This window comes from Pleomorphomonas carboxyditropha (genome assembly GCF_002770725.1).
Lineage (GTDB): Bacteria > Pseudomonadota > Alphaproteobacteria > Rhizobiales > Pleomorphomonadaceae > Pleomorphomonas > Pleomorphomonas carboxyditropha.
Map to the genome: position 1 here is coordinate 116,579 of NZ_NQVN01000005.1, position 13,513 is coordinate 130,091.

The following is a 13,513-nucleotide window of genomic DNA, read 5'->3' on the forward strand; positions in this document are numbered from 1 at the left end:
GTGTGTCCGTATCATGCGTTCCATACGCATCTGCCATGCGAACAGCAATGACGAAAGTCAAACGACGCGGGCTACGTAGTTGCTTTTTCTCTTTTTCGATTTAGATGCTTCCTGTTCTCAACTTTCATGTTACGTGTTAGTGCGTACAACGGTAAATCCCTATCCGTATCTCTTCGGAAAAGCTTGCAATTCGATTTATTGCTTATCAAGTGAAGGTATTTTCTCAGGCGATTTCCCAGGGACGTGAATTGGTCTAGTGTCATGCGAGCGTTTCTCAGGACGCGATTGCCCCAGCCGTCTTCAGGGTCCACCATGACAGTTTCCTCCATGCCCCGAGGCATGAGCCGTCGCCGTTTCCTCGAGTGCCTTGCCGCCGCCGGTCTGGCCGCGCTGCCGGTCCCGACGGCCACCCGCGCCGCCGGCCTCGACCAGCTCACCGTCTGGGGCATGCCGGCGTCGCCCTCGGTGGTGCTGGCCCGGGCCGTGGCCTCGGGCGCGCTGGCGCCGCTGGCGGGCGAGGCGCGCTTCGACGTCTGGCGCACGGCCGACCAGATGCGGGCGGGCGTCGTCTCGGGCGATATCGCGCTGTTCGCCGCGCCGAGCTATGCCGCCGCCAACCTGTTCAATCGCGGCGCCGGCGTCCGTCTCGTCAACATCCTGACCTGGGGGCTGCTCTATATCTTCGCCGGCGACGGCGTGCGTCTCGAAACGATCGGGGATCTCAAGGGCAAGACGCTGCTGGTCGGCGCCAAGAACGACGCGCCGGACCTGCTCACCCGTTTCGTGCTGAAATCGGCCGGGCTCGAGCCGGGCCGGGATGTCGGCCTCTCCTACGTCGGCACGTCGGCCGAGGCGGTGCCGCTGCTCCTGGCCGGCAAGGCGGATGCCGCCGTGCTGCCGGAGCCGGCGGCCAGCGCCGCCGAGATCAAGGCTAAGCAGGCGAACCTCAACGTCATGCGCGCCCTCGACGTCACCGACCTCTACGCTGCGCACAGCGGCCGGCCCGCCGGCATTCCGCAGGCCGGCCTCGCGGTGACGGAGGCCTTTCTCGATGCCCATCCCGACATCGTCGCGGCGCTGCATGCCGCCTCGGTCGAGGCGGCCGGCTGGGTCGGCGACAACCCGAAAGCCGCGGCGGCGCTGGTCGCCGATCCGCTGAAGCTGCCGGCGCCGATCATCGAGGCGTCGCTGCCGCGTTTCCGGCTGAAGGTGGCGTCGGCGCTGGAGGCCAAGGCCGACCTCGAGGCCTATTTCGAGGCCCTGATGACGCTGTCGCCTGACATCGTCGCCGGACGCCTGCCGGACCCGGCCTTCTACTGGGGACGCTGAGACCATGCCGAGGCTTTCCTGGCGCCGGCTGACCGGCGGTGGCGAACGCCGCTGGGCGATGCTCGGACTCGCCGTCGTCGTCGCGCTCTGGGAGATCGGCCATCGCGCCTACGGCGACTTCGTGCTGCCGTCGCCGCTGGCAACGCTCGCCGCCCTCGGGCGCCTCGCCGCCGGCGGCGAACTCGGGCCGGCGGTGGCGACGACGGCACGCGACGCGCTGAGCGGCTTTGTTGCGGCGACGCTGGCCGGTTCGTTCCTCGGCGGCCTCGCCGGGCGTTCGATGCCGGTGAGGGCCATGCTGCAGCCGATCGCCACCATGCTGATCGGCGTGCCGGCCATCGCCTGGGTGGTGCTGTCGCTCCTGTGGTTCGGCAGCTCCGGACTGGCCGCCACCTTCTCCGTGGCGGTCGCCGCCGGCCCCCTGGTGTTTGCCGCGGCGACGCAGGGCACGCGCACCGTCGACGGCGGCCTTCGCACCATGGCGCGCGCCTTCCGCGTGCCGCTCGGCGCCAGGATCGTCGACGTCTACCTGCCGCACGTGCTCTCCCATCTCCTGCCGGCGCTCGGAACGGCGCTGGCCATGAGCTGGAAGGTAGCGGTGATGGCCGAACTGCTGTCGGGAGCCGGCGGCATCGGCGACGGTCTCGCCGCGGCCCGCGCCGAGGTCGACACCGCCAAGACCATGGCCTGGGTGGTCGTTGTCGTGGCGCTGCTGCTTGTCGTCGAACGTCTGATCATCGAACCGGCGCGCCGGCATTTCGAGACCTGGCGGCGCGGTCTGCCGGGAGAGGCGGCATGAACGGCGAGGGCGGCCTCGTTGCCGGCGGCGTCGCCCACGGCTTCGCCGGCACGAAAGTGCTCGACGGCATCGATCTCCGCGTGCCGCGGGGCGGCGTCCTGGCCATCCTCGGACCATCGGGTGCCGGCAAGACGACGCTGCTCCACATCCTCGGCGGTCTGCTCGAACCGGACGCCGGACGCATCGACCGGCCGTTCGAGCGATCGGCCTTCGTCTTCCAGGATCCGCTGCTCCTGCCCTGGCGGACGGCGCGCGGCAACGTCGTGTTCGGCCTTGCCGGCGAGCGGCTCTCCCGCGCCGAACGCCTCGCCCGGGCGCGATCGATGCTGGTCAAGGTCGGTCTCGGCCAGGGCGATGCCGGCCTTTATCCGCACCAGTTGTCCGGCGGCATGAAGAAGCGGGTGGCGCTGGCGCGGGCCCTCGCCGTCCTACCCGACCTGCTGCTGCTCGACGAGGCTTTCTCGGCGCTCGACGTCGGCCTGTCGCGTGAGATGCAGCAGCTCGTCCGCCTCGACGCGCAGGAGCGCGGCGTCACGGTGGTGCTGGTGACCCACGACCTGTCCGAGGCGGTGCGGCTCGCCGATCGGGCGGTGGTGCTGGCCGGCCGACCGGGGCGGATCGTCGCCCGCCTCGCCATCGACCGACCGGCCCGCCTTCGGGACGACGCCTTCGTCGAAGCGGAAATCCGCCGCATCGCGGCGCTGGATGCGATCCGCGACGCCTTCCGGCCGACGCTGTCGGGCTGAAGCCTCCCTAGGCGGCCAGCCTTCGATGCGGTTGGTCCGAACCGATCGGCGGCCGCGTCCCGGATATCGAACTTATCAAGTTGGTTCATCCGGGCTTCCGGCGCTTCCGGACGAAGCCATCTATTCCAGGTTGGCGTGACGGGTGAACATCCCGTCGCTGGTCGCCCCGCGCCGCGCCATCAGCTCGAGAATGACCGCATCGAGGAGCAGCAGCAGCGCCTGCTCGAACAGCGAGCCCATGGGCTGGATCGACCGGACGCCGTCGCCGGCCTTCGCCTTCGGCGATGGCGCCGGCAGCACCAGGCGGCGGTCGGCGAGCTTGCCGATGGTGGAATCCGGCACGATGGTCACCAGCGCGATCTTGCCGCCGATCCGCCGCGCCTTGTCGGCGATCGACACCAGGCTCCCCGTTTCGCCCGAGCCGGAGCAGACGACGAGCAGGTCATCCCCGGAATAGGCGGGCGTGGCGATTTCGCCGATGACGAAGGCGTCGAGGCCGAAGTGCATCAGGCGCATGGCGAAGGCTCTGCCCGCCAGTCCGGACCGGCCGGCGCCGGCGACGAAGATCCGCCGCGCCGCCAGAAGATCGCCGGCGAAAGCGCTCACCTCGTCGGGCGACACCTTCGACAATACGGCCCGCAGTTCCTCCAGGATGGCGCTGCCATAGTCCGCGACGTTCATTCTTCCCGCTCCTTCGTTTCCCGATGGGCCAGCCGGGCCAGCTCCTCCGCCGCCTTCGCCGGGTCGGCGGCGTGCCGGATGCCGCCGCCGACGATGGCCACGTCGGCGCCGAGACGGATGTATTGCGATATGGTGGCCGGGGTGATGCCGCCGGCGACGAACAGCTCGGACTGCCGCGCCACCTCCTTCATCACCTTCAGCTCGTCGGCCGGCGTGCGGCCGGCCGCCTGCTGGTCGACGCCGGTGTGGACGGCCAGCGCCTTGATGCCGAGGTCTTCCAGACGGCGGATGCGGTCGGGAAGGTCGGCGACGCAGATCATGTCGGCGATGACGGTGCCGCCGAAATCCGCCGCCACGTCCAGGCAGCCCTTGACCGTGAGGAGATCGGTGACGCCGAGCACGGTGACGTAGGCCGCGCCGGCGGCGAAGGCCTGCCGCGCCTCGTAATGGCCGGCGTCCATGATCTTGACGTCGGCCAGCACCGGCAGGTCGGGGTAGCGGGCGCGGAAATCGCGCACGGGCCGCAGCCCGTCCTCGATGAGAAAGGGAGTTCCCACCTCGACGATATCGATGAACGGGCGCACCCGATCGATGAGGGCCACCGCCTCGTCGATCGTGATGTCATCCAACGCGAGCTGCAGTTTCATCCGGTCTGTCCTCCTGGCGCCGGACCTCGTCCGGAACGCGGATTGCGCAAGGCCTCCGGGGAGCGGCGGCACGATAATGAGCACGATCCCATTGGCTGAGCCTCCGAAACGCCTCTCCTGGCCGACGAGCGCCGCCATTCCGGCCTGACGCCTCCCCGGAATGGCCAATTGGTAGTTTAGCGCAGCTCCAAAAGTCGTAAAAGCGGTCCACTACATAGATGTTTCGGCAATATTGACAGGCCCGGGCACCTATGTCAGTTTGCCCCAACAAATGAGATCGGTCTCATATATCACAAAGGGCCGGATCGGTCGAGGGAGGCAGCGGCATGGACGACGGCAAGTCGGGGGAGATCGGCGACGGCGCGCGCAAGCGGGCGCGGCTCATCGACGTCGCCCGGCGGGCGAACGTGTCGCGCGCCACCGCCGCGCGGGCGCTCGGCAACTACGGCCTGGTGACCAAGGAGACGCGGGCCAAGGTGCTGGCCGCCGCCGAAGCGCTCAACTACCGGGTCAACGAGCTGGCCCGCTCGATGCGGTCGGGTCGCACGCTGACCATCGGCGTCGTGGTCGCCGACATTTCCAACTCCTTCTTCAGTACGTCGATCCGCGCCATCATCGACACCGCCGCCTCGTCCGACTACCAGATCCTGGTCCTGAACACCGGCGACGACCTCGAGGCCGAGCGCGACGCCATCCGCGTGCTGCTGGAAAAGCGGGTCGACGGCATGGTGGTGGTGCCCTCCTCGCGCAGCCACTTCAGCCATCTCCAGTTGGAGGACGGCGGTCCTTCGGTGCCGATCGTGCTGCTCGACCGCTATGTCGAGGGGCTGAAGATCAGCTCGGTGACCACCGACGACTTCGCCGCCTCGCGCGAGGCGGTGCGCCATTTCGTCGCCTGCGGCCACCGCCGCATCGGCCTGATGGTGGCCACCGCCGCCGTCAACGGCCACTCCACCAAGGAGCCGGCCGACATCGTCTGGACCGCCCAGGCCCGCATGCACGGCGGCATGGTCGGGCTGGCCGAGGCGGGCATCACGCCGACGCACAAGTGGCTGCGCTACAGCCGCGGCGAGTTCGAGCACGCCAGGGCGGCGGCCATGACCATCCTGAAGGACGAGCCGCGGCCGACCGCCATCCTGGCGACCAACGAGGAAATGGCCATCGGTTGCATCTCCGTCGCCAATGAGATCGGTCTCACCATCGGTCGCGACCTGTCGCTGATCCTGTTCGACGACCCGCCCTGGGTGTCGGTGTTCACCCCGCCGCTCACCGTCATCCGCCGCCCGACCTATGATCTTGGGCGCCTCGCCATGCAATTGCTGCTGGCCGAAATCAATGGCGAAGGGACCTACCAGGCAGCCATGCTGCGCACCGAAATCGTCCATCGGCAGTCGGTGCTGACGCTGCGGGCAACGGAGGTTGACCGGCATTAGTATATATTGAAATAAGTTTATATTACTTTATTTTACGTGGCTAACCACCGCGTATATTCCGATTCTGCCCTGAGTATACTTCTATAATACTTTAAGATGACATCTTTTTCTATTGCGTCGCCTGAAAAGCGTGCTATATGTCGACGCCGCGTACCGAGGAGGATCGGTACGCCGCAAGGCCGGTGAGGCCCTCGTGAACGGCACGAAGCAGTCGTCACCGTCCGCGATCCCTTGGGAGGTCCCTCGATGAAAAAACTCGTCACGGCGGCACTTGCCGCCGCCTTCATGCTGCCTGTCGTCGCGCAGGCGGCCGACAAGAAGTTCACGGTGGCCGGCATCGTCTTCCAGGAAGACCAGTTCATGAAGACGACGCTGCTCGGCATGAAATCGGTGGCCGAGAAGGAAGGCGTCAACCTGTTGACGTCCAACACCTCGAACCAGATCAGCAAGGAAGTCGAGGTGGTCAACACCTACGCCGCCCGCGGCGTCGACGCCATCGCCATCACCTATCTCGATCCGGCCGCCGCGTCGATTCCGGCCGTCAAAGCCGCCAGCGACAAGGGCATCAAGATCGTCAGCTTCAACAACAAGCTGGCCGCCGACTTCCCGGTGTCGACCGTCATGTCGGACAATACGCTGCTCGGGGCCGGTTCGGGCAAGGAAGCCGCCGCCTACATCAAGGCCCACTACGGCGACAAGACGGAGATCAAGGTCGCCATCATCAACTACAAGGCCCAGCTTCCGCCGGAAAGCAACGCCCGCCAGGACGGCTTCTGGAATGAGATCAAGGACATCCCCGGCGTGACGCTGGTCGCCGAGGCCTCGTCGCCGGTCGCGGAGGAGGCCATCAAGAAGGCCGCCGACATCATTACGGCTCATCCTGATATCGATCTCATGTACGGCTGCAACGCCGGCGGCCTGATCGGCGCCGTGCTGGCCGTCAAGAACTCCGGCAAGGCCATCCCGGTGTTCGGCATCGACCTCGACAAGCAGATCGTCGGCTTCCTGCAGTCGAAGGACAACATCCTTCAGGCCTCCACCGCCCAGGACCCGTTCAAGATCGGGGCTCTCGCCATGGAGAACGCCATCAAGTCGCTGAAGGGCGAAGCGGTCGAAAAGGAGATCATCGTTCCCGGCCTGACGCTGTCCCGCACCGACTCGGCGGCGGTTGCCGAATACGCCAAGACCGTCAAGTAACCGAGGTTAGGAACGGATGATGGGACCCGCAAAGCTCGAAATCAGCAATCTGACGAAAGCCTATACCGGGGTCCTCGCTCTCGACGACTTTTCCGCCGACTTCGACGGCGGAAAAGTCTACGCGTTGCTGGGCAAGAACGGGTCGGGAAAGAGCACCTTCGTCAAATGCCTGTCGGGAGCGGTCATTCCGACATCCGGCGAGATCCGGATCGACGGCGTTCCGGTCCGCTTCAAGGGGCCGGCGGACGCCAATGCCGCCGGCATCGCCGTCGTCTATCAGGAGCTCAGCCTGATCCTCGACTTCACGGTGGCCGAGAATATCATGCTCGGCCGCTTCCCTACCGTCGGGCCGGGCAACATCACGGTCGACTGGAAGGCAACCAACGCTCACGTCCAGGACATCCTGACGTCGCTGAAGATCGACATTCCGGTCACCCGCAAGATTTCCGACCTCTCGGTCGGCCAGCGGCAGGTGATCGAGATCGCCAAGGCGATGTCGCTCAATCCGCGCGTGCTGCTGCTCGACGAGCCGACCTCGGCGCTGGCCCGCCACGAGATCAACAGCCTGCTGGAAGTGGTGCGCTCGCTGCGCGAGAAGGGCGTGGCGATCATCTTCATCACCCACAAGCTCAACGAAATCCGCGGCGTCGCCGACTATGTGACGGTGCTGCGCGACGGCCGGATGGTCGGCACCGTGCCGATCGACGTGGCGACGCCCAAGGTGATCGTCGACATGATGTTCGGCGAGACGACGCTCAAAAGCCGGCCGGCCGACCTCAAGGTGGGCGAGGAAATCCGCCTCAAGGTCACCGGCCTCAAGCGCAAGGACAAGTACGAGGACATCAGCTTCGAGCTCCGGGCCGGCGAAATCCTCGGCATCGCCGGCATGCTCGGCGCCGGCCGCAGCGAGCTGTTGCGCGGCATCTTCGGCGCCGACGCCATCGACGGCGGCGCCATCGTGCTCAACGGCACCGAGGTGCGGCGGCCGACGGTGGCCCGCATGAAGACTCTCGGCCTAGCCATGACCATGGAGAACCGCAAGGAGGAGGGGCTCATCCAGATCATGTCGATCGAGGACAACCTCTGCCTCGCCAGCCTCGACGAGGTGGGGCAGCGGGGCTTCCTCAGCCACTTCCTGCAGGCGCCGGTGGCCGAGAAATGGATCGGGCGGTTGCAGATCAAGGTGTCGGACGCCTTGCAGGAGGTGCAGTCGCTGTCGGGCGGCAACCAGCAGAAGGTGGTCGTCGGCAACTGGCTCAACACCGACCCCAAGGTGGTGTTCTTCGACGAGCCGACGCGCGGCATCGACATCGTCGCCAAGCAGCAGATCTTCCAGATCATGTGGGATCTATCGCGCCGCGGCCTCAGCGTCGTCTTCGTGTCCTCCGAGCTCGAGGAACTGCTCGAGGTCTGCCACCGCATCCTGATCATGGAGGCCGGACGCTTCATCGGCGAGGTCCGGGAGCCGGAGAACACGCCGATCGAGTCGCTATACGCCATGTGCATGGGGGAAACGGCGAAATGACCACCACCGATACCACCGGCCGCGCCAAGGACAAGGCCGCCCTCCGGGCGCCGATCGCGCGCCGGCCCTTCTTCAAGCTGTCCGACTTCGTTCTCGAAGCCATCCTGCTGGCCATCATCGTGCTGCTCGCCTTCACCGCGCCCGGCTTCGCCTCCTGGGACAACGCGATGAACATCCTGCGCAACGCGGCGATGACCGGCATCATCGCCTTCGGCATGACCTTCGTGCTGATCCTCGGCGAGATCGACATCTCCGTCGGCTCGGGCCTCGCTTTCTTCGGCTGCCTGCTGGCCGTGGTCACCGACAGCATGACCGCCACCGGCTGGTCGGCCGAGATCGGCGTCGGCGCCGGCGTCGTGCTCTGCCTCGGCATCGCCATCCTGGCCGGCATGTTCACCGGCTGGGTGCGCCACGCCCTCGCCGTGCCGACCTTCATCACCACGCTGGCCTGGATGGCCGCCTTCCGTGGCGGCGCCTATCTCCTGACCGGCAGCTTTCCGGTGACGCCCTATCCGGAATGGTTCTTCTTCTTCGGTTCGGGCGCCATCTTGGGCATCCCCTTCCAGGCCTTCGTCTTCCTCTTGGTGTTCGTCGTCACCTGGTTCATCTCCCGCTATACGGTGTTCGGCAAGTCGGCCTATGCGGTGGGCGGCAACGCCGAGTCGGCGCGGCTCTCCGGCATCAACGTGCTGGGCGTCCGCATGGCGGTGATGGCGATGATCGGCGTCTTCACCGTGCTCTCCGCCATCATGGTGTCGAGCCAGATCCAGGCCGGCAATCCGACGGTGGGCGTCACCTGGGAATTCACGGTGATCACCGCCTGCGTCATCGGCGGCGTCAGCCTGATGGGCGGCAAGGGCCGCGTCTGGGGCACCTTCGTCGGCGTGCTGTTCCTGTCGATCATGCTGAACGGCATGACGCTGCTCAACATCGACGAGTACTGGCAGTACGTCGCCCGCGCCATCCTGATCCTCGGCGCCGTGCTGATCTACCAGGTACAGGCCATGAATGCCCGGCGCGGCTGATCCCGCCGGCAGCGGGCACGGCGCGAGCCCCTTTCCTCCGCTCCGCCGTGCCGCTCCCCCGAACTCCATCGGAGAAAGATCGTGCAACCTTATGAAAACGTGTTCCGCGATACCTCGCACCTGGTGGTCGAGGAGCTGTCCCGGACGCTCGAGCGCATCGACCCTGCCCAGGTGCAAGCCTTCGTCGACGCCCTGCTCGCCGCCGACAAGGTATTCGTGGTGGGCGTCGGCCGCGTGCTGCTGGCGCTGCAGGCGATGACCAAGCGCTTCGCCCACCTCGGCATCGCCATCACCTATGTCGGCGCCATCACCGAGCCGGCCATCACGCCGAAGGACTTGCTTGTCGTCGGCTCGGGCAGCGGCTCGTCGCTGTTCCCGCTGGCCATCGCCCGCAAGGCCAAGGCGATCGGCGCCAAGGTGGTGCACATCGGCTCCAACCCGCAGTCCGACATGAAGGACGTCGCCGACTTCATGGTGCGCATTCCCGTCCGCACCAAGCTCTATCTCGACGACGAGATCGACTCCCGCCAGCCGATGACCTCGCTGTTCGAGCAGTCGCTGCTCATCTTCGGCGACATCGTCGCCAAGATGATCATCGACGAGCGCCAGCTCGACCTGAAGGGGCTGTGGCAACACCACGCCAATCTCGAATGACGACGCTGACCAAACGCGAGCTGCTGGCACGCGTCGGCAGCGTGCAGCAGGTGGCTTCGGTCCGGCCGATCACCTTCCGCGAGGGGCGGGCCGACGGCCTCACCGCCTATGCGGTCAGGAACGGGCCGCTGGCCTTCGACGTGCTCGCCGACAAGGGCCTCGACATCGGCAGCTTCAGCTATCGCGGCGTCGGCTTCGACTTCCTGGCGAAGCCCGGGCTGATCGGCCGTACCGCCTATGACACCCATGGCGCCGAGGCGCTGCGCTCGATCATGGGCGGGCTGATGTTCACCTCGGGCTACGAGAACATCTGCGCGCCCTGCACCATCGACGGCAAGGACTATCCGATGCACGGCCGCATCCGCACGACGCCGGCCGAGCACCGTTCGGCCGACGCCTTCTGGGAGGACGATGCTTATGTGCTGCGCCTCTCCGGCGAGATGCGCGAGGCCGAGCTGTTCGGCGAGAACCTGGTGCTCAGGCGCTCGATCGAGACGCGGCTCGGGACGCGGGCGGTGCGCATCGTCGACGAGGTCGAGAACGAGGCGTTCCGGCCGGAGCCGCTGATGCTGCTCTACCATTTCAACGTCGGCCATCCGCTGCTGTCGGAGGCGGCGCGCGTCGTGCTGCCGGCGCTGGCCACGCAGCCGCGCGACGAGGTCAGCCGGCCGCAGGTCGACGGCTGGGCGACGATGGCGCCGCCCCGGGCGAACGAACCGGAATACGTCTTCCTGCACGAGTTGGCCGCCGACGAAGCCGGCAACACCTTTGCCGCCATCGTCAACCCGGAGCTGAAGCTCGGCGTGCGCCTCGGCTTCAACCGCGAGGTTCTGCCCTACTTCATGCAGTGGAAGTCGACGGCGGCCGGCGATTACGTGATCGGCCTCGAGCCGGCCAATGCGTCGGTCTACGGCAAGCCGCACCACGTCGCCGCCGGCGACCAGCATCTGCTGGCGCCGGGAGCCAGAGAAATCTTCGAGCTCACCATCACCGTCCTCGACGGCGACGAGGAGCTCGACCGCGTCCAGGAAGAAGCCGATCGGCTGTCGCGCCGATGAACCGGAGGAAACCCGATGAAAAGATCCGAAATCAATGGCGCCATCAAGCGCATGGAGAAGATGCTCGGCGACTACAGGTTCGCGCTGCCGCCCTTCCTGCACTGGACGCCCGAGGACTGGAAGACGGCCGGACACGAGTATGACGAGATCCGCGACAACATGCTCGGCTGGGACGTCACCGACTACGGCATGGGCAAGTATGCCGAGCTCGGCATCGCGCTGATCACGCTGCGCAACGGCAACGTCAAGAACAAGAAATACACCAAGACCTATGCCGAGAAGGTCATCATGATCGAGGAAGGCCAGGTGTCGCCGATGCACTTCCACTGGTCGAAGATGGAAGACATCATCAATCGCGGCGGCGGCAACCTGATCTTCCGCCTGTACAACGCCACCAAGGACGGCGCCATGGCCGATACCGACGTGGAGATCAACCGCGACGGCCGCCGCTACACGGTGAAGGCCGGGGAGGACATCGTCGTCGCGCCGGGCGAAAGCCTGACTTTCTATCCCTATTATTATCACGAATTCGTGGTGCAGCCGGGCACCGGCTCGGTGCTGATCGGCGAAGTGTCGATGTGCAACGACGACAACACCGACAACCGCTTCCTCGAACAGTATCCGCGCTTCCCGAAGATCGAGGAAGACGAGCCGCCCTATCGGCTGCTCTGCACCGAATATCCCAAGGCCGCCTAAGGCGGCAGCGTGCCGCCGGTGCGATGCGGGAAAACGTTCGTCCGGCAACACGCCGGACGGACGACCGGAGGAGTTTGACGCGTGGATCTTCTTTCAATCGGCGAAATGGTCATCGACTTCCTTCCCGGCCCCGAGCCGGGCAGCTATCTGCGCAACGCCGGCGGCGCGCCGGCCAACGTCGCCATCGCCGCGACGCGCAGCGGGCTGACGGCCGCCTTTCTCGGCAAGCTGGGCAACGACGATTTCGGCCGCTTCCTGGCGGCGACGCTCGAGGAGAACGGCGTCGAGGTGGTGCTGAAGGAGCCGACCGACGAGGCGGTGACGACGATGACCTTCGTCACGCTCGGCGCGGACGGCGAACGCAGCTTCACTTTCGTCCGCAAGCCAGGCGCCGACATGCTGCTCGCGCCAGCCGACATTCGGCCGGAGGTGGTCGGGGCATCGACGATCGTCCACATCGGCTCCTGCTCGCTGTCGGGCTCGCCGTGCGCCGAGGCGACGCTCGCGGCGCTGCGGCTCGCCCGGGCGCAGGGCAAGCTCGTCTCCTTCGACGTCAACTACCGGGCGCCGCTCTGGGCACGCCAGAGTGACGCCGCCGCCAGGATTGCCGAGGCGCTGCCGTTTGTCGACCTGCTCAAGGTGTCCGAGGAGGAGGTGCATCTGGTTGGTGGAACCGCGGGCCTTGCCGGCTGCCTGAAGGCGCACGGCATCGCCGTCGCCGTCGAAACGCTGGGCGCGCGCGGCGCCCGATGCCACTTCGCCGGCGAAACCATCCATGTACCGGCGCCGCCGGCCGTGGCCATCGACGCGACCGGTGCCGGCGACGCTTTCTGGGGCGCGCTCCTCTCGCATCTCATCACGGCCGGTGTCCGGCGCGTTGGCGATCTCTCCCTCGGCGCGCTGCGCGACGCGGCCACCTATGGCGCCGCCGCCGGCTCGCTCTGCGTGCGGCGAAAGGGCGCAATTCCCGCCCTGCCGACGCGGGCCGAAATCCTTACCCTTCTCAACAAGGAAGTTGCCTGATGAGCTTTTCCTGGCGCAAGTCCTGCATCGTCGCCCCGTCGCTGATCTGCCTCGACCTCTGTAACCTGCAAGCCCAAGTCGAGGCCTGCGAGGCGGCGGGCATCGAGGTTCTGCATGTCGACATCATCGACGGCCATTTCAGCCCCAGCCTGCCGCTCGGCCTCGAAACCGTCCGCCGCCTGCGCCAGCTCACCAGGCTGAAATTCGACGTCCATCTGATGGCGACCGACAACGACTATTTCGTCGACGAGCTGATCGACATCGGCGTCGAGCAACTGGTCTTCCACCTCGAAACGGAGCGGCACGTCGACAACCAGCTCAACCGCATCCGCGCCAAGGGCGTGCGGGCCGGCGTGGCGCTGAAGCCGTCGACGCCGGTCGGTCTGCTCGACTGCGTCGTCGAGAAGTGCGATGCCGTCCTGCTGATGCTGATCAACCCTGGCTATGCCTGGAACAAGGGCGAGAAGCAGGTCGCCTTCGCCGACCGCAAGATCCGCGAGCTGCGCGCCTTGATCGACGCCCGCGGCTCGGACACGGCGATCAGCATCGACGGACGCGTCTCGACCCAGAACATCGCCGACTACGGCGCCGGTCTCGTCGACATCTTCGTTGGTGGCACCACCTGCATCTCGCGCGACGACATCGCCGGCAGCGTCGGCAAGCTCAACGCTCTGCGCGAAACCTTCTCTCCGATCTGAGG

At 66.5% G+C, this 13,513-nt stretch carries 14 protein-coding genes; 12 read left to right on the forward strand and 2 right to left on the reverse strand.

The genetic code is table 11. The features are described from left to right. Positions 1 to 339 precede the first annotated feature (339 nt). From CJ014_RS10740 to CJ014_RS10750, 3 genes are read left to right on the forward strand one after another with little or no spacing between them, the layout of a single operon-like run. Entirely contained in the window at positions 340 to 1,329 is a 990-nt protein-coding gene (locus tag CJ014_RS10740) for an ABC transporter substrate-binding protein (protein WP_245427254.1), read from the forward strand. A 4-nt stretch (positions 1,330 to 1,333) separates the two neighbouring features. Further along, on the forward strand, positions 1,334 to 2,128 hold the full coding sequence (locus CJ014_RS10745) for an ABC transporter permease (RefSeq protein ID WP_100080479.1): 795 nt from the start codon (positions 1,334 to 1,336) through the stop codon (positions 2,126 to 2,128). Continuing rightward, on the forward strand, positions 2,125 to 2,874 hold the full coding sequence (locus CJ014_RS10750) for an ABC transporter ATP-binding protein (RefSeq protein ID WP_100080480.1): 750 nt from the start codon (positions 2,125 to 2,127) through the stop codon (positions 2,872 to 2,874). Before CJ014_RS10745 ends, CJ014_RS10750 begins: the two co-directional genes overlap by 4 nt. A gap of 120 nt (positions 2,875 to 2,994) precedes the next feature. On the opposite strand, the gene hxlB (CJ014_RS10755) is transcribed toward CJ014_RS10750, so the two are convergent. Then, positions 2,995 to 3,555: a 6-phospho-3-hexuloisomerase gene (gene hxlB / locus CJ014_RS10755; RefSeq protein WP_100080481.1), complete on the reverse strand. Its 561-nt coding sequence runs from the start codon at positions 3,553 to 3,555 to the stop codon at positions 2,995 to 2,997. Beyond that, entirely contained in the window at positions 3,552 to 4,202 is a 651-nt protein-coding gene (hxlA, locus tag CJ014_RS10760) for a 3-hexulose-6-phosphate synthase (RefSeq protein ID WP_100080482.1), read from the reverse strand. Before hxlA ends, hxlB (CJ014_RS10755) begins: the two co-directional genes overlap by 4 nt. 326 nt (positions 4,203 to 4,528) lie before the next feature. Here hxlA and CJ014_RS10765 point away from each other — a divergent pair, with 326 nt between their 5' ends. From CJ014_RS10765 to CJ014_RS10805, 9 genes are all read left to right on the forward strand, one after another. After that, the gene (locus CJ014_RS10765) at positions 4,529 to 5,635 is read left to right on the forward strand and encodes a LacI family DNA-binding transcriptional regulator (protein ID WP_100080483.1); all 1,107 of its coding nucleotides are present in this window, start codon (positions 4,529 to 4,531) and stop codon (positions 5,633 to 5,635) included. 246 nt (positions 5,636 to 5,881) lie between these two features. After that, positions 5,882 to 6,832: a substrate-binding domain-containing protein gene (locus CJ014_RS10770; protein ID WP_100080484.1), complete on the forward strand. Its 951-nt coding sequence runs from the start codon at positions 5,882 to 5,884 to the stop codon at positions 6,830 to 6,832. Positions 6,833 to 6,848: 16 nt separating this feature from the next. Beyond that, on the forward strand, positions 6,849 to 8,357 hold the full coding sequence (locus tag CJ014_RS10775; protein WP_207765724.1) for a sugar ABC transporter ATP-binding protein: 1,509 nt from the start codon (positions 6,849 to 6,851) through the stop codon (positions 8,355 to 8,357). Next, entirely contained in the window at positions 8,354 to 9,382 is a 1,029-nt protein-coding gene (locus CJ014_RS10780; RefSeq protein WP_100080485.1) for an ABC transporter permease, read from the forward strand. The genes CJ014_RS10775 and CJ014_RS10780 overlap by 4 nt, the downstream gene beginning before the upstream one ends. 81 nt (positions 9,383 to 9,463) lie before the next feature. Next, entirely contained in the window at positions 9,464 to 10,036 is a 573-nt protein-coding gene (gene hxlB / locus CJ014_RS10785) for a 6-phospho-3-hexuloisomerase (protein WP_118847916.1), read from the forward strand. Continuing rightward, positions 10,033 to 11,094: an aldose 1-epimerase family protein gene (locus tag CJ014_RS10790; protein ID WP_100080487.1), complete on the forward strand. Its 1,062-nt coding sequence runs from the start codon at positions 10,033 to 10,035 to the stop codon at positions 11,092 to 11,094. The genes hxlB (CJ014_RS10785) and CJ014_RS10790 overlap by 4 nt, the downstream gene beginning before the upstream one ends. 15 nt (positions 11,095 to 11,109) lie before the next feature. Then, positions 11,110 to 11,790: a D-lyxose/D-mannose family sugar isomerase gene (locus CJ014_RS10795; protein WP_100080488.1), complete on the forward strand. Its 681-nt coding sequence runs from the start codon at positions 11,110 to 11,112 to the stop codon at positions 11,788 to 11,790. An 81-nt stretch (positions 11,791 to 11,871) separates the two neighbouring features. After that, positions 11,872 to 12,813, forward strand: coding sequence for a carbohydrate kinase family protein (locus CJ014_RS10800; RefSeq protein ID WP_100080489.1), 942 nt, complete (start codon positions 11,872 to 11,874; stop codon positions 12,811 to 12,813). Further along, positions 12,813 to 13,511, forward strand: coding sequence for a ribulose-phosphate 3-epimerase (locus CJ014_RS10805; protein WP_100080490.1), 699 nt, complete (start codon positions 12,813 to 12,815; stop codon positions 13,509 to 13,511). Before CJ014_RS10800 ends, CJ014_RS10805 begins: the two co-directional genes overlap by 1 nt. Positions 13,512 to 13,513 lie beyond the last annotated feature (2 nt).

Coding starts and splice junctions, on each gene's coding strand:
- CJ014_RS10795 (WP_100080488.1), top strand. CDS start 11,110: ATGAAAAGATCCGAAATCAATGGCGCCATCAAGCGCATGGAGAAGATG.
- CJ014_RS10750 (WP_100080480.1), top strand. CDS start 2,125: ATGAACGGCGAGGGCGGCCTCGTTGCCGGCGGCGTCGCCCACGGCTTC.
- CJ014_RS10780 (WP_100080485.1), top strand. CDS start 8,354: ATGACCACCACCGATACCACCGGCCGCGCCAAGGACAAGGCCGCCCTC.
- CJ014_RS10790 (WP_100080487.1), top strand. CDS start 10,033: ATGACGACGCTGACCAAACGCGAGCTGCTGGCACGCGTCGGCAGCGTG.
- hxlA (WP_100080482.1), bottom strand. CDS start 4,202: ATGAAACTGCAGCTCGCGTTGGATGACATCACGATCGACGAGGCGGTG.
- CJ014_RS10770 (WP_100080484.1), top strand. CDS start 5,882: ATGAAAAAACTCGTCACGGCGGCACTTGCCGCCGCCTTCATGCTGCCT.
- CJ014_RS10745 (WP_100080479.1), top strand. CDS start 1,334: ATGCCGAGGCTTTCCTGGCGCCGGCTGACCGGCGGTGGCGAACGCCGC.
- CJ014_RS10740 (WP_245427254.1), top strand. CDS start 340: ATGAGCCGTCGCCGTTTCCTCGAGTGCCTTGCCGCCGCCGGTCTGGCC.
- CJ014_RS10775 (WP_207765724.1), top strand. CDS start 6,849: ATGATGGGACCCGCAAAGCTCGAAATCAGCAATCTGACGAAAGCCTAT.
- CJ014_RS10805 (WP_100080490.1), top strand. CDS start 12,813: ATGAGCTTTTCCTGGCGCAAGTCCTGCATCGTCGCCCCGTCGCTGATC.
- hxlB (WP_100080481.1), bottom strand. CDS start 3,555: ATGAACGTCGCGGACTATGGCAGCGCCATCCTGGAGGAACTGCGGGCC.
- CJ014_RS10765 (WP_100080483.1), top strand. CDS start 4,529: ATGGACGACGGCAAGTCGGGGGAGATCGGCGACGGCGCGCGCAAGCGG.